Origin of the sequence: Escherichia sp. TW14182, assembly GCF_000208525.1 — a bacterium.
GTDB lineage: Bacteria > Pseudomonadota > Gammaproteobacteria > Enterobacterales > Enterobacteriaceae > Escherichia > Escherichia ruysiae.
The window spans coordinates 1-19,174 of record NZ_AEJZ01000069.1; the positions used below are offsets into that span (position 1 = coordinate 1).

A 19,174-nucleotide genomic window follows, 5' to 3' on the forward strand; every position below is an offset into this window, starting at 1 on the left:
CAGCCGCTGATACCTTACGCCGACTGGTAACGAGGTAGAATCAGAAGGTTAAATCTCGGAAATTAAGTCTAGTAAATCAGCGTCGAGCATGTTCTCAACGCTGATTTACTCATTACTACTAAAGGAAGGGGCCCAGGTCGAAATATGATGTTTTAGAACATCACCTTATGACCATATTGCTCAAGAATCCCTTTTACGCGCTCCATGGTTTCTTTTTTCGGTGGTTTCACACCGTCGAGTTTGTACTCTTCGCCCATCGCCACCCACTTATGTTTGCCTAACTCATGGTAGGGGAGGAGCTCGATTTTTTCGACGTTACCCATATCGCGAGTAAATTCACCGAGGCGATGAGCTGAATCGTCATCGTCAGACCAGCCAGGTACTACGACATAACGTATCCAGACTTTCACATTTTTGTTCGCCAGATATTTAGCAAACTCGAGTGTACGATGGTTGGAAACGCCCACCAGATTCTGGTGGATTTCGTCGTTCATCTGTTTGAGATCAAGCATTACCAGGTCGGTCACTTCCAGCAGTTCATCAATTACTGGATCGTAACGACGAACAAAACCGTTAGTGTCGAGACAGGTATGAATGCCTTCTTTTTTGCAGGCGCGGAACCAGTCGCGAACGAACTCGGCTTGCAGGATTGCTTCACCACCGGATGCGGTAACGCCGCCGCCGGAAGCGTTCATAAAGTGGCGATAGGTCACCACTTCCTTCATTAAATCTTCAACGGTAACTTCTTTACCGCCATGCGTGTCCCAGGTGTCGCGGTTATGACAATACAGGCAGCGCATCAGGCAGCCCTGGAAAAAGGTGATAAAGCGAATACCTGGACCGTCTACGGTTCCACAGGATTCAAAGGAGTGAATGCGACCAATAACTGACATTGCGGTGTTTCTCCAGATGTGGCCCATCTGAGGCCGTGTTGGTGCGCAGCTCGAAGGCTACGTCGAGTCTGTTTTGGCAGTTACCTTAAAGTATAGATAGCTGACAAAAAAGGCTCTCTTGCTAAAAAAGGCCCCACTTTCGTGGAGCCTTTATTGTACGCTTTTTACTGTACGATTTCAGTCAAATCTAATTACATAGATTGAGTGAAGGTACGAGTAATAACGTCCTGCTGCTGTTCTTTAGTCAGCGAGTTGAAACGTACTGCGTAGCCAGATACACGGATGGTCAGCTGCGGATATTTTTCCGGGTTTTCCATCGCGTCGAGCAGCATTTCACGGTTCATCACGTTAACGTTCAGGTGCTGACCACCTTCGATGGATGCTTCGTGGTGGAAGTAACCATCCATCAGACCTGCCAGGTTGGTCTTACGAACTTCGTCGTCTTTACCCAGTGCGTTCGGAACGATAGAGAAGGTGTAGGAGATACCATCTTTAGCGTAAGCAAACGGCAGTTTAGCAACGGAAGTCAGAGACGCTACAGCACCTTTCTGGTCACGACCGTGCATCGGGTTAGCACCCGGTCCGAACGGCGCGCCAGCACGACGACCGTCTGGGGTGTTACCCGTTTTCTTACCATACACAACGTTAGAAGTGATGGTCAGAACAGACTGAGTCGGGATAGCGTCACGGTAGGTGTGCAGTTTCTGAATTTTCTTCATGAAACGTTCTACCAGGTCAACAGCCAGGTCATCTACACGCGGATCGTTGTTACCAAACTGCGGGTATTCGCCTTCGATTTCGAAGTCGATAGCCAGACCGTCTTCGTCACGAATCGGTTTAACTTTCGCATATTTGATTGCAGACAGGGAGTCAGCAGCAACGGACAGACCAGCGATACCACACGCCATGGTGCGGATAACGTCACGGTCGTGCAGCGCCATCAGAGAGGCTTCGTAGCTGTACTTGTCGTGCATGTAGTGGATGATGTTCAGTGCAGTGATGTACTGTTTAGCCAGCCAGTCCATGAAGTGATCCATGCGCTCCATCACTTCATCGTAGTTCAGGAGATCGCCTTTGATCGGTTCAGACTTCGGACCAACCTGCATTTTCAGTTTTTCGTCAACGCCGCCGTTGATTGCGTACAGCATGGTTTTCGCCAGGTTTGCACGCGCACCGAAGAACTGCATTTGTTTACCAACGATCATCGGGCTTACGCAGCAAGCGATAGCGTAGTCATCGTTGTTGAAGTCCGGACGCATCAGGTCATCGTTCTCATACTGCAGAGAAGAGGTGTCGATGGACACTTTAGCGGCGAATTTCTTGAAGTTCAGCGGCAGTTTTTCAGACCACAGAATGGTCATGTTCGGTTCCGGAGACGGACCCATGGTGTACAGGGTGTTCAGGAAACGGAAGCTGTTTTTGGTAACCAGGGTACGACCGTCGAGGCCCATACCACCGATAGACTCGGTTGCCCAGATCGGGTCGCCAGAGAACAGTTCATCATACTCCGGAGTACGCAGGAAGCGAACCATACGCAGTTTCATGACCAGGTGGTCAACCATTTCCTGCGCTTCTTGTTCGGTGATCTTGCCAGCTTTCAGGTCACGTTCGATGTACACATCCAGGAAGGTGGAGGTACGACCGAAGGACATTGCAGCACCGTTCTGAGACTTAACAGCAGCCAGGTAGCCGAAGTAAGTCCACTGGATAGCTTCCTGAGCGTTGGTAGCCGGACCAGAGATGTCGTAGCCGTATTTAGCAGCCATTTCTTTCATCTGACCCAGAGCGCGGTGCTGTTCAGCGATTTCTTCGCGCAGACGGATGGTCTGTTCCAGGTTTACGCCGTTTTCCAGATCAGCCTGCAGAGAGGTGAACTGTGCCAGTTTGTCTTTCATCAGGTAGTCGATACCGTACAGCGCAACGCGACGGTAGTCACCGATGATACGACCACGGCCATAAGCATCTGGCAGGCCGGTCAGAACACCGGATTTACGGCAACGCAGGATGTCCGGAGTGTAAACGTCGAACACGCCCTGGTTGTGAGTTTTACGGTATTCAGTGAAGATTTTTTTGATCATCGGATCCAGTTCGCGGTTGTACGCTTTGCAGGAACCTTCGATCATTTTGATACCACCGAACGGGATAAGAGCACGTTTCAGCGGAGCTTCAGTCTGCAGACCAACGATTTTCTCAAGCTGCTTGTTGATGTAGCCAGCGTCGTGAGAAGTGATGGTGGAAGCAACAGCGGTGTCAAAGTCAACTGGCGCGTGAGTGCGGTTTTCCAGTTTAACGCCTTCCATTACTTTGTCCCACAGGGTGGTGGTCGCTTCAGTAGCGCCAGCCAGGAAGGACTCGTCACCCTCGTACGGAGTGTAGTTTTTCTGAATGAAGTCACGGACGTTTACTTCATTCTGCCAGTCACCTTTGGTAAAACCTTCCCAGGCTGTGGCTAACTTTTCATTAAGCTCGGACATGTAACACCTACCTTCTTAAGTGGATTTTTTATTTACTGCGTACTTCGACAACCATTAATGGTTGTCGTTTTCACGCAGGTAAATGACCCAGTATGTCAACCCAACCAACAAACCACCGCCGATAATATTACCGATCGTAACCGGAATCAGGTTATCAGTGATGAAGTTCATCACGGTCAGGTGAGAAAAATTTTCCGGTGCAGAACCGACAGCGGTCCAGAATTCCGGAGATGCGAAGTCGCGGATTACAATACCCATCGGGATCATAAACATGTTTGCGATACTGTGCTCAAAACCGCTGGCAACAAACATCGCGACCGGCAGCACCATGATAAACGCTTTGTCCATCAGGCTGCGGCCAGAATAGCTCATCCATACCGCCAGGCATACCATCAGGTTAGCCAGGATACCGAGGCAGACAGCCTCAATAAAAGTATGGTGTACTTTGTGGTCGGCGGTTTGTAGGACGTTAAGTCCCCATTGACCATTGGCGGTCATATACTCGCCGGAAAGCCACATTAAAAGCACAAATAACAACGCGCCGACCAGATTGCCAAAATAGACGTTCAGCCAGTTTTTCGCTAACTGACCCCAGGTGATGCGCCCACTCGCCTTGGCAACAACAATCAACACTGTAGAAGTAAAGAGATCGGCTCCGCAGACAACACAAAGAATCAGCCCCAGAGAGAAGCAAATGCCGCCAACCAGTTTAGCCATGCCAAAGGGCATTGTGCCTGTGCCAGTAGTTGCTGTGATATAGAAGACGAATGCGATTGAGATGAAAACACCGGCGGTAATCGCCAGATAGAAAGTCTTAAGCGGATGTTTCGTTGCTTTATAGACACCTGCCTCTTCGGCCACTTTGGCCATTGCTGCAGGAAGTAAAAGATCAAAAGGGTTGTCAGCTTTCACACTAACTCTCTCTTTATTAAGTCGGCGACGAGATACTAACAAAGCATTATAGATGAGAAATTGATATAGATCATATCTCGCCTGGCTTATAGGCCCGTAACTCGCATGGTTTTTATGCAAATACGGAGTAAATATTTGATTATCCAAATAAAAATAAATTTTAAAAATTAACAAATGAGTTGAATTTTTTCCGCATCCTCCGCTAAAACAGTTAATTAAAAGGGAGCATCAGACAAATAAAGCAACAATATCGATCGTATTTATTAAATACAAATTACCGATATTTAACTTTATAATTACAATTATTTTATTAATGCAAATATATGTAAAGCGGGGCATTAAAAAAACGCCCCGTAATATAACTCAGACGAATCATTAAGCCTACATTGCGTAGGCTATTTGATTTTATTTTGCCCAGAATGCTGCTTTGGCGCGCTGCAGCTTTTCGTAGGCTTTTAACAGCGACTGATGCGCCGCAAACGCGTGCAGATCGCTATCTACCGGTTGCAGGCCATAAAACGCCGCTTCGCCACTCATTGCCGCACTGGCTGCTTCTACCGCGTCTGCGCCGTACATACGAACGAAGGCATTCAGATATTGCAGCGGCTGGCGATCTTCTTCCTGCGCCAGCAATAACAATGTTTGCAGGCAGCGATAATAGTTGGCGCGTTCCGGACTGAACACCGATGAGTTAAATTCCATCGTCCATTCAGTCCAGACCAGAGCTTGTTCCAGATCGCCGCCAGCCAGTGCCAGCATTGCTTTTAATTCACCGATACGCAGGGTATACCAACCGTTATCTGAGCCGGTCGCCAGACCCAGCAGCTCACGCACGCGGGTAAAGTCATCAAAACCTTCTTCATCCAGTTGTTCGATGAGGTTCAGGTAATCTTCTTTTTCCCACTCACTGCCTGGCAACGAAAGAATTGTTTCACGTAAATGGCTGCCCATACTGTTATTTGCCAGCCACAGATCTTCTGCCGGATAAATATCGGACATACCCGGCACGATAATGCGGCAAGCATAAACGCCCAGATGCTCGTAATCGGCAATATAAACTTCTTTATCCTCTTTGTTGAAGATAGCCATCAGCGTGGCAAACTCTTCTTCAGTGGTGCCAGAGAAATTCCAGTCCACAAACGGATAATCGGCATCTTGTTTGAAAAGATCCCAGGAGATCAAACCGCTGGAATCGATAAAGTGCGTTTCGAGGTTAGTATGTTCGGCGACTTCTTCATCATCGAAGGTCGGCGGAGTAAACACATCCAGATCTTTCAGGCCACGACCCTGCAGCAGCTCGGTCACGGTACGTTCCAGTGCAACGCCAAAATCAGGATGCGCGCCGAAGGAGGCAAAACAAGTGCCATTGGTCGGGTTGAACAGTACAACGCAGATCACTGGATACTGACCGCCAAGCGAGCCGTCATAAGCAAAGATTGGGAAACCTTCCGCTTCCAGTGTTTCGATCGCTTCAACTACAGCCGGATAACGCGCAAGCACCTCTGCCGGGATCTCCGGCAAGCTGATGCTTTCAGCAATAATGCGGTTTTTCACGTAGCGTTCGAAAACTTCGGACAACCCCTGAACGCGCGCCTCGTTGCGGGTATTGCCAGCGGACATACCATTGGAAACGTACAGGTTACCGATAATATTCATCGGAATATAAACGGTCTGATTGTCAGACTGGCGCGTAAACGGCAGGCCACATATACCGCGATCTTCATTACCTGATTGCAGATCAATCAGCATACTGCCGGTCAATTCATTTTCCGGGTCGTAAAATGCGCGCAGACGGTCATCAAGCAGGCCTTCCGGCACATCGTCGTTTTCGGTTAGTGGAAACCATTTTTCGTTGGGATAATGGACGAACGGACCGTTGGCGATAGTTTCGCCCAGCCAGAAATCAGCAAAAAAGTAGTTGGTTGAGAGACGCTCGAAATATTCACCCAGAGCAGAAGCCAGCGCCGCTTTTTTGGTTGCGCCTTTACCGTTGGTAAAACACAGCGCGCACTCTTTGTCGCGAATATGTACAGACCAGACGTTAGGCACCGGATTCAGCCAGGAAGCTTCTTCAATCTGAAAACCGAGGTCGGAGAGTTTTTGCTGGAAGCGAGCGATGGAATCTTCCAGGGCGGCATCTTTGCCGGGGATAAATGTTTGTGTCATGAAAATCACTTTAGTCGTACGGAAAGCGCGCAATAATACGGGTTTTATCTCAAAGGCGCTATCACCGCCGCCACGCCGGTGAACTGTTGACTATGCTTTTAGCGGATAAATTACGATAAGAGCATAAAAATGAAGGCGTTCGATCTCCACCGTATGGCATTCGATAAAGTGCCGCTGGATTTTCTTGGCGAAGTCGCTCTACGCAGTCTCTATACCTTTGTACTGGTCTTTCTGTTTCTTAAAATGACAGGTAGGCGTGGAGTGCGGCAAATGTCGCTGTTTGAAGTGTTAATCATTCTGACACTGGGGTCGGCAGCAGGGGATGTGGCGTTTTACGACGATGTGCCGATGATCCCGGTGCTTATCGTCTTCATTACCCTGGCGTTGTTATACCGCCTTGTGATGTGGCTGATGGCGCACAGTGAGAAACTGGAAGATCTGCTGGAGGGCAAGCCGGTTGTCATTATTGAAGATGGCGAACTGGCCTGGTCGAAACTCAATAACTCCAACATGACGGAATTTGAGTTTTTTATGGAGCTGCGACTGCGTGGTGTAGAACAACTGGGACAGGTACGCCTGGCTATTCTTGAAACCAACGGTGAAATCAGCGTCTATTTCTTTGAAGATGACAAGGTGAAGCCGGGGTTACTTATTTTACCCAGTGATTGTACCCAGCGTTATAAAGTGGTGCCGGAGTCGGCGGACTATGCCTGCATCCGTTGCAGTGAAATCATTCACATGAAGGCGGGTGAAAAACAATTATGTCCGCGCTGTGCAAATCCAGAATGGACGAAGGCAAGTCGGGCAAAACGAGTGACCTGACAGCAAAAATATCGGTTTTTTTCCAATAATCCGAGATTTTCTATTGTGTGACGCGTACCGCATTTTTGCTCTCAACGGTTTTACCCATTGCGATGCGTGTCACTGAATGATAAAACCGATAGCCACAGGAATAACATATTACCTGCGGTCGCAATCGATTGACCGGGGTTAATAGCAACGCAACGTGGTGAGGGGAAATGGCTCAAATCTTCAATTTTAGTTCTGGTCCGGCAATGCTACCGGCAGAGGTGCTTAAACAGGCTCAACAGGAACTGCGCGACTGGAACGGTCTTGGCACGTCGGTGATGGAAGTGAGCCACCGTGGCAAAGAATTCATTCAGGTTGCAGAGGAAGCCGAGAAGGATTTTCGCGATCTTCTTAACGTCCCCTCCAATTACAAAGTATTATTCTGTCACGGCGGCGGTCGCGGTCAGTTTGCTGCTGTACCTCTGAATATTCTTGGTGATAAAACCACCGCAGATTATGTTGATGCCGGCTACTGGGCGGCAAGCGCCATCAAAGAAGCGAAAAAATACTGCACGCCAAATGTGTTTGACGCCAAAGTGACTGTTGATGGCCTGCGCGCGGTTAAGCCAATGCGTGAATGGCAACTCTCAGATAATGCTGCTTATATGCATTACTGCCCGAATGAAACCATCGACGGTATCGCCATCGACGAAACGCCAGACTTCGGCAAAGATGTGGTGGTCGCTGCCGACTTTTCTTCAACGATTCTTTCCCGCCCGATTGATGTCAGCCGTTATGGCGTGATTTACGCTGGCGCGCAGAAAAATATCGGCCCGGCTGGCCTGACGATCGTTATTGTTCGCGAAGATTTGCTGGGTAAAGCAAATATCGCCTGCCCGTCGATTCTGGATTATTCCATCCTCAACGATAACGACTCCATGTTTAATACGCCGCCAACATTTGCCTGGTATTTATCTGGCCTGGTCTTCAAATGGCTAAAAGCGAACGGTGGTGTGGCTGCAATGGATAATATCAATCAGCAAAAAGCAGAACTGCTGTATGGCGTGATTGATAACAGCGATTTCTACCGTAATGATGTGGCGAAAGCTAACCGTTCGCGGATGAATGTGCCGTTCCAGTTAGCAGATAGTGCGCTTGACAAGCTGTTCCTCGAAGAGTCTTTTGCCGCTGGTCTTCATGCTCTGAAAGGTCACCGTGTAGTCGGCGGAATGCGCGCTTCTATTTATAACGCGATGCCGCTGGAAGGCGTTAAAGCTTTGACAGATTTCATGGTTGAGTTCGAACGTCGTCACGGCTAATGCCTAAAATTTGCTTAATCCCCACAGCCAGACTGTGGGGTTTTTATTTCGGTTGTAGAGAGTTGAGTTCATGGAATCCCTGACGTTACACCCCATCGCCCGTGTCGATGGCACTATTAATCTGCCTGGTTCCAAGAGCGTTTCTAACCGCGCTTTATTGCTGGCGGCATTAGCACACGGCAAAACAGTATTAACCAATCTGCTGGATAGCGATGATGTTCGTCATATGCTGAATGCGTTGCAGGCATTGGGAGTGAGCTATACGCTTTCTGCCGAGCGTACGCGCTGCGAAATCATCGGTAACGGCGGCCCATTACACGCGGAAAATGCGCTGGAGTTGTTCCTGGGTAATGCAGGGACTGCGATGCGCCCGCTGGCGGCGGCACTTTGTCTGGGAAGTAATGATATTGTTCTGACGGGTGAGCCTCGCATGAAAGAGCGCCCGATTGGCCATCTGGTGGATGCGCTGCTCCAGGGCGGGGCGAAAATTACTTACCTGGAACAAGAGAATTACCCACCGCTGCGTTTACAGGGGGGTTTTGTGGGGGGCAACGTAGAAGTTGATGGCTCCGTTTCCAGCCAGTTCCTCACCGCACTGTTAATGACCGTGCCGCTTGCGTCGGAAGATACGGTTATTCGTATTAAAGGTGATCTGGTTTCTAAACCTTATATCGACATCACGCTCAACCTGATGAAGACGTTTGGTGTTGAAATTGAAAATCAGCACTATCAACAATTTGTCGTAAAAGGCGGGCAGTCTTATCAGTCACCGGGGACTTATTTGGTAGAAGGCGATGCCTCTTCTGCGTCTTACTTCCTGGCAGCAGCAGCGATCAAAGGTGGCACCGTAAAAGTGACCGGCATTGGACGCAACAGTATGCAGGGTGATATTCGCTTTGCTGATGTGCTGGGAAAAATGGGCGCGACCATTTGCTGGGGCGATGATTATATTTCCTGCACGCATGGTGAACTGAACGCCATCGATATGGATATGAACCATATTCCCGATGCGGCGATGACCATTGCTACAACGGCGCTTTTTGCGAAAGGCACCACCACGCTGCGCAATATTTATAACTGGCGCGTAAAAGAGACGGATCGCCTGTTTGCGATGGCAACAGAGTTGCGTAAAGTTGGTGCGGAAGTAGAAGAGGGGCATGATTTTATTCGCATTACGCCGCCGGAAAAACTGAATTTTGCCGAGATAGCCACTTATAACGATCACCGGATGGCGATGTGTTTTTCGCTGGTGGCCTTGTCAGATACGCCGGTGACGATTCTTGACCCAAAATGTACGGCCAAAACATTTCCGGATTATTTCGAGCAACTGGCGCGGATTAGCCAGGCTGCCTGAATAAACGATGGGCAATAAATAGCCAAATCTTTCTTTATCAAAACGTCGACACATTGTCGGCGTTTTTTTTCGGACATTGTGAACCATTTTTATTGATGGTAGCGTTAACTGTCAATGTAAGTTGTTGATACATAATATTTATATATGATTAATCAACGGATGATTCACATGAAGAATACTAAATTACTGCTGGCGATTGCGACCTCTGCAGCATTGTTGACGGGGTGTCAGAATACGCATGGTATTAATACCGATCTGGCCATCAGCTCCGGTTTAAATGCCTATAAAGCTGTAACGTTAAGCGATGCCGATGCAAAAGCGATTGCCAATCAGGGCTGTGCCGAAATGGACAGCGGCAATCAAGTCGCAAGTAAATCCAGCAAGTACGGTAAACGTCTGGCAAAAATCGCCAAAGCATTGGGTAACAATATTAATGGCACGCCGGTCAACTATAAGGTTTATATGACCAGCGACGTCAACGCATGGGCGATGGCGAACGGCTGTGTTCGTGTCTACAGTGGCCTGATGGACATGATGAACGACAACGAAATTGAAGGCGTTCTGGGCCATGAACTGGGTCACGTCGCGTTGGGTCACTCGTTGGCTGAAATGAAAGCTTCTTATGCGATCGTTGCCGCACGTGATGCTATTTCCGCCACCAGCGGTGTTGCTTCCCAGCTTTCCCGTTCACAATTAGGTGATATCGCAGAAGGCGCTATCAATGCTAAATACTCCCGCGATAAAGAGTCTGAAGCAGATGATTTCTCCTTTGATCTGCTGAAGAAACGTGGCATCAGCACCCAGGGACTGGTCGGTAGCTTTGAAAAACTGGCCAGCCTGGATGGCGGTCGTACCCAGTCCATGTTTGACTCTCACCCACCATCAACAGAGCGTGCGCAACACATCCGTGATCGTATCGCCTCTGGTAAGTAAATCATTGTCATCTTTCGGGCTGGTCCTTCGCCAGCCCGCTATAATTGCGCAATAAATCCCCATCTGAATACAGACAAAACTGGTTTTTGCACACAACGTTAACGATTTGTGGCGCCGACGCGTATAATGCACGCGGTTATGTTAACGGTACGCCTGTTTTAAGGAGATAAAGATGACGGCAATTGCCCCGGTTATTACCATTGATGGCCCAAGCGGTGCAGGGAAAGGCACCTTGTGTAAGGCTATGGCGGAAGCGTTGCAATGGCATCTGCTGGACTCGGGTGCAATTTATCGCGTACTGGCGCTGGCGGCATTACATCACCATGTTGATGTGGCGTCAGAAGACGCTCTGGTGCCGCTGGCATCCCACCTGGATGTACGTTTTGTGTCAACCAATGGCAATCTGGAAGTGATCCTCGAAGGGGAAGATGTCAGCGGTGAAATTCGTACTCAGGAAGTGGCGAATGCCGCTTCACAAGTCGCCGCATTTCCTCGTGTTCGTGAAGCATTATTGCGTCGCCAACGTGCGTTTCGCGAATTGCCGGGCCTGATTGCCGATGGCCGCGACATGGGAACAGTGGTATTCCCTGATGCGCCAGTGAAAATATTCCTTGACGCCTCTTCGGAAGAACGTGCGCATCGCCGAATGCTACAGTTGCAGGAGAAGGGCTTTAGTGTTAACTTTGAACGCCTTTTGGCCGAGATCAAAGAACGCGATGACCGCGATCGTAACCGAGCGGTAGCGCCACTGGTTCCGGCAGCCGATGCTTTAGTGTTGGATTCCACCACCTTAAGCATTGAGCAAGTAATTGAAAAAGCGTTACACTACGCGCGCCAAAAATTGGCTCTCGCATAAGCGACCGAATTTGCAGTACCCCCGTTGCAATGGAATGACAGCGGGTATGTTAAACAACCCCATCCGGCACGGAGCCAGGTGGACGTTAAATATAAACCTGAAGATTAAACATGACTGAATCTTTTGCTCAACTCTTTGAAGAGTCCTTAAAAGAAATCGAAACCCGCCCGGGTTCTATCGTTCGTGGCGTTGTTGTTGCTATCGACAAAGACGTAGTACTGGTTGACGCTGGTCTGAAATCTGAGTCTGCCATCCCGGCTGAGCAGTTCAAAAACGCCCAGGGCGAGCTGGAAATCCAGGTAGGTGACGAAGTTGACGTTGCTCTGGACGCAGTAGAAGACGGCTTCGGTGAAACTCTGCTGTCCCGTGAGAAAGCTAAACGTCACGAAGCCTGGATCACGCTGGAAAAAGCTTACGAAGATGCTGAAACTGTTACCGGTGTTATCAACGGCAAAGTTAAGGGCGGCTTCACTGTTGAGCTGAACGGTATTCGTGCGTTCCTGCCTGGTTCTCTGGTAGACGTTCGTCCGGTGCGTGACACTCTGCACCTGGAAGGCAAAGAGCTTGAATTCAAAGTAATCAAGCTGGATCAGAAGCGCAACAACGTTGTTGTTTCTCGTCGTGCCGTTATCGAATCCGAAAACAGCGCAGAGCGCGATCAGCTGCTGGAAAACCTGCAGGAAGGCATGGAAGTTAAAGGTATCGTTAAGAACCTCACTGACTACGGTGCATTCGTTGATCTGGGCGGCGTTGACGGCCTGCTGCACATCACTGACATGGCCTGGAAACGCGTTAAGCATCCGAGCGAAATCGTCAACGTGGGCGACGAAATCACTGTTAAAGTGCTGAAGTTCGACCGCGAACGTACCCGTGTATCCCTGGGCCTGAAACAGCTGGGCGAAGATCCGTGGGTAGCTATCGCTAAACGTTATCCGGAAGGTACTAAACTGACTGGTCGCGTGACCAACCTGACCGACTACGGCTGCTTCGTTGAAATCGAAGAAGGCGTTGAAGGCCTGGTACACGTTTCCGAAATGGATTGGACCAACAAAAACATCCACCCGTCCAAAGTTGTTAACGTTGGCGATGTAGTGGAAGTTATGGTTCTGGATATCGACGAAGAACGTCGTCGTATCTCCCTGGGTCTGAAACAGTGCAAAGCTAACCCGTGGCAGCAGTTCGCGGAAACCCACAACAAGGGCGACCGTGTTGAAGGTAAAATCAAGTCTATCACTGACTTCGGTATCTTCATCGGCCTGGACGGCGGCATCGACGGCCTGGTTCACCTGTCTGACATCTCCTGGAACGTTGCAGGCGAAGAAGCAGTTCGTGAATACAAAAAAGGCGACGAAATCGCTGCAGTTGTTCTGCAAGTTGACGCAGAACGTGAACGTATCTCCCTGGGCGTTAAACAGCTCGCAGAAGATCCGTTCAACAACTGGGTTGCTCTGAACAAGAAAGGCGCTATCGTAACTGGTAAAGTAACTGCAGTTGACGCTAAAGGCGCAACCGTAGAACTGGCTGACGGCGTTGAAGGTTACCTGCGTGCTTCTGAAGCATCCCGTGACCGCGTTGAAGACGCTACCCTGGTTCTGAGCGTTGGCGACGAAGTTGAAGCTAAATTCACCGGCGTTGATCGTAAAAACCGCGCAATCAGCCTGTCTGTTCGTGCGAAAGACGAAGCTGACGAGAAAGATGCAATCGCAACTGTTAACAAACAGGAAGATGCAAACTTCTCCAACAACGCAATGGCTGAAGCTTTCAAAGCAGCTAAAGGCGAGTAATTCTCTGACTCTTCGGGATTTTTATTCCGAAGTTTGTTGAGTTTACTTGACAGATTGCAGGTTTCGTCCTGTAATCAAGCACTAAGGGCGGCTACGGCCGCCCTTAATCAATGCAGCAACAGCAGCCGCTTAATTTGCCTTTAAGGAACCGGAGGAATCATGACCAAGTCAGAATTGATAGAAAGACTTGCCAACCAGCAATCGCACATTCCCGCTAAGACGGTTGAAGATGCAGTAAAAGAGATGCTGGAGCATATGGCCTCGACTCTTGCGCAGGGCGAGCGTATTGAAATCCGCGGTTTCGGCAGTTTCTCTTTGCACTACCGCGCACCACGTACCGGACGTAATCCGAAGACTGGCGATAAAGTAGAACTGGAAGGAAAATACGTTCCTCACTTTAAACCAGGAAAAGAACTGCGCGATCGCGCCAATATTTACGGTTAAGTTTTCACTCAAACTTGAACGCGAGAAAAGCACCTGTCGGGTGCTTTTTTCATTTCTGTAATCTGGAACTGGAAGCTGCCTCGCAGAGTTTTGTGTAGTTTTCACCTTTCCGTTAAATTCTTCTGAACCCGTCTCGGGGAACGCAAAACTCCCGCCAGACAACCGTTCAACAAAGTTGCACACTTTCCAAAAACAGGGAGGGGTGCATGAAAATAACGACAGTCGGTGTATGCATTATTTGCGGAATTTTTCCGCTGCTGATTTTGCCGCAATTGCCTGGAACATTACCCCTTGCGTGTCTGACTGTCTTTGCCTGCGTACTGGCATTTATTCCTGTAAAAGCCGTTCGTTATTTCACGCTAACATTGCTGTTTTTCCTTTGGGGCGTATTGGCGGCAAAGCAAATTTTGTGGGCAGGAGAAACCTTAACTGGCGCGACGCAGGATGCAATTGTCGAAATTACTGCTACTGACGGCATGACCACTCATTACGCTCAAATTACCCATCTACAAGGTCGACGTCTTTTCCCTGCGCCAGGCATCGTGCTGTATGGCGAGTATCTGCCACAAGCGGTTTGTGCCGGACAACAATGGTCAATGAAACTCAGAGTTCGTGCGGTTCACGGTCAGCTTAATGATGGCGGCTTTGACAGCCAGCGTTATGCTATTGCCCAGCACCAGACTCTAACCGGGCGTTTTCTTCAGGCAAGAATCATTGAACCGGGGTGTAGTCTGCGGGCGCAATATCTGGCCTCTTTGCAAACGACCCTGCAACCTTATCTGTGGAAAGCGGTGATTCTTGGCTTAGGTATGGGTGAACGGTTATCTGTGCCTAAAGAAATCAAAGATATTATGCGCAATACTGGTACAGCGCATTTAATGGCTATATCGGGATTGCACATCGCTTTTGCGGCGTTGCTGGCAGCCGGGCTCATTCGCGTTGGGCAAATTTTCCTCCCTGGTCATTGGATCCACTGGCAGATGCCATTAATTGGCGGAATTTGCTGTGCCGCTTTTTATGCCTGGTTGACTGGTATGCAACCTCCGGCACTGCGTACTATCGTGGCGCTTGCAACGTGGGGAATGCTTAAGTTAAGTGGGCGACAATGGCGTGGCTGGGATGTCTGGTTATGCTGCCTTGCGGCAATATTGCTAATGGATCCTGTTGCCATCCTTTCACAAAGTTTGTGGCTCTCTGCTGCAGCGGTGGCGGCGCTGATTTTTTGGTATCAGTGGTTTCCCTGTCCGGTCTGGTCGCTGCCGCCAGTATTGCGTGCTATTGTTTCCTTCATCCATCTGCAACTGGGAATAACGCTCCTGCTCATGCCAGTGCAAATAGTCATATTTCATGGCATTAGCCTGACCTCGTTTATAGCAAATCTGTTCGCTATTCCCTTAGTGACATTTATCACGGTTCCGTTGATTCTCGCCGCGATGATAGTGCATTTAAGCGGACCATTAATCGTGGAACAAGGATTATGGTTTCTGGTCGACAGATCTTTGGCTTTACTTTTCTGGTTGTTAAAGAGCTTGCCGGAAGGATGGGTCAACATTGCTGAACGTTGGCAATGGATATCATTTTTTCCCTGGTTATTACTGGTAGGATGGCGACTAAACGCATGGCGAACGTTGCCTGCGCTGTGCGTGGCTGGAGGCATAATGATGTGTTGTCCATTGTGGCAAAAACCACGGTCTGACGAGTGGCAGGTGTATATGCTTGATGTCGGGCAAGGGCTGGCAATGGTAATTGCGCGAAACGGCAAAGCGATTCTCTATGATACGGGGCTCGCCTGGCCAGAAGGTGACAGCGGGCAACAACTGATTGTCCCCTGGCTACGCTGGCATAACCTTGAACCGGAAGGCGTCATTCTGAGTCATGAGCATCTGGATCATCGGGGAGGGCTGGACTCGATATTACGTGTCTGGCCGACGTTATGGGTCAGAAGTCCTTTAAACTGGGAACATCATCAGCCCTGTATGCGTGGTGAAGCGTGGCAGTGGCAAGGATTACGTTTTAGCGCACACTGGCCTTTACAAGGTAGCAACGATAAAGGAAATAACCATTCCTGTGTGGTTAAGATTGATGACGGAACGTATAGCATTCTTTTAACCGGTGATATTGAAGCATTCGCTGAACAAAAAATGCTAAGTCGTTACTGGCAACACGTGCAGGCAACATTACTTCAGGTGCCCCATCATGGCAGTAATACCTCATCATCATTGCCATTAATTCAGCGTGTGAATGGAAAAGTGGCACTGGCATCGGCATCGCGCTATAACGCATGGCGACTACCCTCCAGTAAAGTTAAAAGACGCTATCAACTTCAGGGATATCAATGGGTTGACACCCCGCATCAGGGGCAAATAACCGTCGATTTTTCAGCGCAAGGCTGGCAGGTACGCAGCCTAAGAGAGCAAATTTTACCTCGTTGGTATCATCAGTGGTTTGGCGTGCCAGTGGATAACGGGTAGAATATGCGGCTATTTCAACAAATGCTGGTTTTTTGAATGCATAACGACAAAGATCTCTCTACGTGGCAGACATTCCGCCGACTGTGGCCAACCATTGCGCCTTTTAAAGCGGGTCTGATCGTGGCGGGCATAGCGTTAATTCTCAACGCAGCCAGCGATACCTTCATGTTATCGCTCCTTAAGCCACTTCTCGATGATGGCTTTGGTAAAACCGATCGCTCCGTGCTGATGTGGATGCCGCTGGTGGTTATTGGGCTGATGATTTTACGTGGTATCACCAGTTATATTTCCAGTTACTGCATCTCCTGGGTATCAGGAAAAGTGGTAATGACTATGCGTCGCCGCCTGTTTGGTCACATGATGGGAATGCCGGTGTCATTTTTTGACAAACAGTCAACTGGGACACTGCTTTCACGTATTACTTACGATTCTGAACAGGTTGCTTCGTCGTCTTCCGGCGCGCTGATTACGGTGGTGCGTGAAGGTGCTTCCATTATCGGTCTGTTCGCCATGATGTTCTATTACAGCTGGCAGTTGTCGATCATTTTGATTGTGCTGGCGCCGATCGTCTCGATTGCGATTCGTATCGTATCGAAGCGTTTTCGCAGCATCAGTAAAAACATGCAGAACACCATGGGGCAGGTGACCACCAGTGCAGAACAGATGCTGAAAGGCCACAAAGAGGTGCTGATTTTTGGCGGCCAGGAAGTGGAAACGAAGCGTTTTGATAAGGTCAGCAACAAGATGCGTTTGCAGGGAATGAAGATGGTATCAGCCTCTTCTATCTCTGACCCAATCATTCAGCTGATTGCCTCTTTGGCGCTGGCGTTTGTTCTGTATGCAGCGAGCTTCCCAAGTGTAATGGATAGCCTGACAGCAGGTACGATTACCGTTGTCTTCTCTTCGATGATTGCACTGATGCGTCCGCTGAAATCGCTGACCAACGTTAACGCCCAATTCCAGCGTGGTATGGCGGCCTGTCAGACGCTGTTTACCATTCTGGATAGTGAACAGGAGAAAGACGAAGGTAAACGCGAGATTGAACGAGCAATCGGCGACGTCGAATTTCGCAATGTCACTTTTACCTATCCGGGGCGTGAAGTTCCCGCTCTGCGTAACATCAACCTAAAAATTCCGGCAGGGAAAACGGTCGCTCTGGTCGGACGTTCTGGTTCAGGTAAATCAACAATCGCCAGCTTGATCACGCGTTTCTACGATATTGATGAAGGCGAAATCCTGATGGATGGTCACGATCTGCGCGAGTATACCCTGGCGTCATTGCGTAACCAGGTTGCACTGGTATCGCAGAATGTCCATTTGTTTAACGATACGGTTGCCAACAACATTGCTTACGCACGTACAGACCAGTACAGCCGTGAGCAAATTGAAGAAGCGGCGCGTATGGCTTATGCCATGGACTTTATCAATAAGATGGATAACGGTCTTGATACGGTGATTGGTGAAAACGGCGTGTTGCTCTCTGGCGGTCAGCGCCAGCGTATCGCTATCGCTCGAGCTTTGTTGCGTGACAGCCCGATTCTGATCCTTGATGAAGCCACCTCGGCGCTGGATACAGAATCCGAACGTGCGATTCAGGCGGCGCTTGACGAGCTACAGAAAAACCGTACCTCACTGGTGATTGCTCACCGTTTGTCTACCATTGAAAAGGCAGACGAAATTGTGGTCGTTGAGGATGGTGTCATTGTGGAACGCGGCACGCATAACGATTTGCTTGAGCACCGTGGTGTCTACGCGCAACTTCACAAAATGCAATTTGGTCAATGATCGAAAAAATCTGGTCTGGTGAATCTCCTTTGTGGCGGCTGTTGCTGCCACTCTCCTGGTTGTATGGCCTGGTGAGTGGCGCTATCCGTCTTTGCTATAAACTAAAACTGAAGCGCGCATGGCGTGCCCCGGTGCCAGTTGTGGTGGTCGGTAATCTCACCGCAGGTGGCAACGGGAAAACCCCGGTCGTTGTCTGGCTGGTAGAACAACTGCAAAAACGTGGTATTCGTGTTGGTGTTGTATCCCGGGGCTATGGCGGTAAGGCCGAGTCGTATCCGATGTTATTGTCGGCAGAGACCACCACAGCACAGGCGGGTGATGAACCGGTGCTGATTTATCAACGTACTGGCGCGCCTGTTGCAGTTTCTCCCGTGCGTTCTGATGCGGTAAAAGCCATTCTGGCGCAACATCCTGATGTGCAGCTCATCGTAACCGACGACGGTTTACAGCATTATCGTCTGGCGCGTGATGTGGAAATCGTCGTTATTGATGGTGTGCGTCGCTTTGGCAATGGCTGGTGGTTGCCGGCGGGGCCAATGCGTGAGCGAGCGGGGCGCTTAAAGTCGGTTGATGCGGTAATCGTCAACGGCGGTGTCCCCCGCAGCGGTGAAATCCCCATGCATCTGCTGCCGGGTCAGGCGGTGAATTTACGTACCGGTACGCGTTGTGACGTTGCTCAGCTTGAACATGTGGTGGCAATGGCGGGGATTGGTCATCCGCCGCGCTTTTTTGCCACGCTGAAGATGTGTGGTGTGCAACCGGAAAAATGTGTGCCGTTGTCCGATCATCAGTCTTTGAATCATGCAGATGTCAGCGCATTGTTAAGTGCCGGGCAAACACTGGTTATGACTGAAAAAGATGCGGTGAAATGCCGGGGCTTTGCAGAAGAAAATTGGTGGTATTTGCCCGTTGACGCACAGTTTTCGGGCGCTGAGCCAGAGAAACTGCTCGCGCAACTTTCCTCGCTGGCTTCTGGCAACTAATTCGCAGCAGC

The 19,174-nt window shown here is 49.5% G+C and carries 14 protein-coding genes; 10 read left to right on the plus strand and 4 right to left on the minus strand.

All coding sequences use genetic code 11. From position 1 onward, the window contains the following. Positions 1-152: 152 nt before the first annotated feature. From pflA to ycaO, 4 genes are all read right to left on the minus strand, one after another. The gene (gene pflA, locus EQY_RS0106895; protein ID WP_000111043.1) at positions 153-893 is read right to left on the minus strand and encodes a pyruvate formate lyase 1-activating protein; all 741 of its coding nucleotides are present in this window, start codon (positions 891-893) and stop codon (positions 153-155) included. A 191-nt stretch (positions 894-1,084) separates the two neighbouring features. Next, positions 1,085-3,367 carry a formate C-acetyltransferase gene (pflB, locus tag EQY_RS0106900; protein WP_001292820.1) on the minus strand — a complete coding sequence of 761 codons (2,283 nt, stop codon included), beginning with the start codon at positions 3,365-3,367 and terminating at the stop codon, positions 1,085-1,087. A 54-nt stretch (positions 3,368-3,421) separates the two neighbouring features. Then, positions 3,422-4,279 (minus strand): formate transporter FocA, encoded by an 858-nt coding sequence (focA, locus tag EQY_RS0106905; RefSeq protein ID WP_000642547.1) that lies wholly within the window; start codon positions 4,277-4,279, stop codon positions 3,422-3,424. 405 nt (positions 4,280-4,684) lie between these two features. Beyond that, entirely contained in the window at positions 4,685-6,445 is a 1,761-nt protein-coding gene (gene ycaO / locus EQY_RS0106910) for a 30S ribosomal protein S12 methylthiotransferase accessory factor YcaO (RefSeq protein WP_024212448.1), read from the minus strand. A 129-nt stretch (positions 6,446-6,574) separates the two neighbouring features. Between ycaO and EQY_RS0106915 the strand changes: the two genes are divergently transcribed. The 10 genes from EQY_RS0106915 to lpxK all read left to right on the plus strand — a co-directional run bounded on the left by EQY_RS0106915 (position 6,575) and on the right by lpxK (position 19,163). Continuing rightward, the gene (locus EQY_RS0106915; protein ID WP_000642857.1) at positions 6,575-7,267 is read left to right on the plus strand and encodes a DUF421 domain-containing protein; all 693 of its coding nucleotides are present in this window, start codon (positions 6,575-6,577) and stop codon (positions 7,265-7,267) included. A gap of 197 nt (positions 7,268-7,464) precedes the next feature. Next, the gene (gene serC, locus EQY_RS0106920) at positions 7,465-8,553 is read left to right on the plus strand and encodes a 3-phosphoserine/phosphohydroxythreonine transaminase (protein WP_000057144.1); all 1,089 of its coding nucleotides are present in this window, start codon (positions 7,465-7,467) and stop codon (positions 8,551-8,553) included. A 70-nt stretch (positions 8,554-8,623) separates the two neighbouring features. Continuing rightward, positions 8,624-9,907, plus strand: coding sequence for a 3-phosphoshikimate 1-carboxyvinyltransferase (aroA, locus tag EQY_RS0106925; protein WP_000445177.1), 1,284 nt, complete (start codon positions 8,624-8,626; stop codon positions 9,905-9,907). Positions 9,908-10,075: 168 nt separating this feature from the next. Next, entirely contained in the window at positions 10,076-10,840 is a 765-nt protein-coding gene (gene ycaL / locus EQY_RS0106930) for a metallopeptidase YcaL (protein ID WP_010344473.1), read from the plus strand. Positions 10,841-11,012: 172 nt separating this feature from the next. Then, positions 11,013-11,696 carry a (d)CMP kinase gene (gene cmk / locus EQY_RS0106935; RefSeq protein ID WP_000125014.1) on the plus strand — a complete coding sequence of 228 codons (684 nt, stop codon included), beginning with the start codon at positions 11,013-11,015 and terminating at the stop codon, positions 11,694-11,696. A 110-nt stretch (positions 11,697-11,806) separates the two neighbouring features. After that, a complete protein-coding gene (gene rpsA / locus EQY_RS0106940) occupies positions 11,807-13,480 on the plus strand; it encodes a 30S ribosomal protein S1 (protein WP_000140327.1) in 1,674 nt (557 codons plus the stop codon). Positions 13,481-13,639: 159 nt separating this feature from the next. Beyond that, complete coding sequence (gene ihfB / locus EQY_RS0106945; RefSeq protein ID WP_000167328.1) at positions 13,640-13,924, plus strand: integration host factor subunit beta; 285 nt, start codon at positions 13,640-13,642, stop codon at positions 13,922-13,924. Between the two features lie 206 nt (positions 13,925-14,130). Beyond that, positions 14,131-16,395 (plus strand): ComEC family protein, encoded by a 2,265-nt coding sequence (locus tag EQY_RS0106950; protein WP_000705671.1) that lies wholly within the window; start codon positions 14,131-14,133, stop codon positions 16,393-16,395. Positions 16,396-16,431: 36 nt separating this feature from the next. Continuing rightward, positions 16,432-18,180: a lipid A ABC transporter ATP-binding protein/permease MsbA gene (gene msbA, locus EQY_RS0106955; protein WP_000551251.1), complete on the plus strand. Its 1,749-nt coding sequence runs from the start codon at positions 16,432-16,434 to the stop codon at positions 18,178-18,180. Beyond that, positions 18,177-19,163 carry a tetraacyldisaccharide 4'-kinase gene (gene lpxK / locus EQY_RS0106960; RefSeq protein ID WP_000570520.1) on the plus strand — a complete coding sequence of 329 codons (987 nt, stop codon included), beginning with the start codon at positions 18,177-18,179 and terminating at the stop codon, positions 19,161-19,163. Before msbA ends, lpxK begins: the two co-directional genes overlap by 4 nt. Positions 19,164-19,174 lie beyond the last annotated feature (11 nt).

What these genes read in the sequence shown, in the direction of transcription:
- msbA (WP_000551251.1), top strand. Translation starts at nt 16,432, where the DNA reads ATGCATAACGACAAAGATCTCTCTACGTGGCAGACATTCCGCCGACTG.
- pflB (WP_001292820.1), bottom strand. Translation starts at nt 3,367, where the DNA reads ATGTCCGAGCTTAATGAAAAGTTAGCCACAGCCTGGGAAGGTTTTACC.
- ycaO (WP_024212448.1), bottom strand. Translation starts at nt 6,445, where the DNA reads ATGACACAAACATTTATCCCCGGCAAAGATGCCGCCCTGGAAGATTCC.
- serC (WP_000057144.1), top strand. Translation starts at nt 7,465, where the DNA reads ATGGCTCAAATCTTCAATTTTAGTTCTGGTCCGGCAATGCTACCGGCA.
- cmk (WP_000125014.1), top strand. Translation starts at nt 11,013, where the DNA reads ATGACGGCAATTGCCCCGGTTATTACCATTGATGGCCCAAGCGGTGCA.
- aroA (WP_000445177.1), top strand. Translation starts at nt 8,624, where the DNA reads ATGGAATCCCTGACGTTACACCCCATCGCCCGTGTCGATGGCACTATT.
- ihfB (WP_000167328.1), top strand. Translation starts at nt 13,640, where the DNA reads ATGACCAAGTCAGAATTGATAGAAAGACTTGCCAACCAGCAATCGCAC.
- ycaL (WP_010344473.1), top strand. Translation starts at nt 10,076, where the DNA reads ATGAAGAATACTAAATTACTGCTGGCGATTGCGACCTCTGCAGCATTG.
- EQY_RS0106950 (WP_000705671.1), top strand. Translation starts at nt 14,131, where the DNA reads ATGAAAATAACGACAGTCGGTGTATGCATTATTTGCGGAATTTTTCCG.
- lpxK (WP_000570520.1), top strand. Translation starts at nt 18,177, where the DNA reads ATGATCGAAAAAATCTGGTCTGGTGAATCTCCTTTGTGGCGGCTGTTG.
- EQY_RS0106915 (WP_000642857.1), top strand. Translation starts at nt 6,575, where the DNA reads ATGAAGGCGTTCGATCTCCACCGTATGGCATTCGATAAAGTGCCGCTG.
- pflA (WP_000111043.1), bottom strand. Translation starts at nt 893, where the DNA reads ATGTCAGTTATTGGTCGCATTCACTCCTTTGAATCCTGTGGAACCGTA.
- rpsA (WP_000140327.1), top strand. Translation starts at nt 11,807, where the DNA reads ATGACTGAATCTTTTGCTCAACTCTTTGAAGAGTCCTTAAAAGAAATC.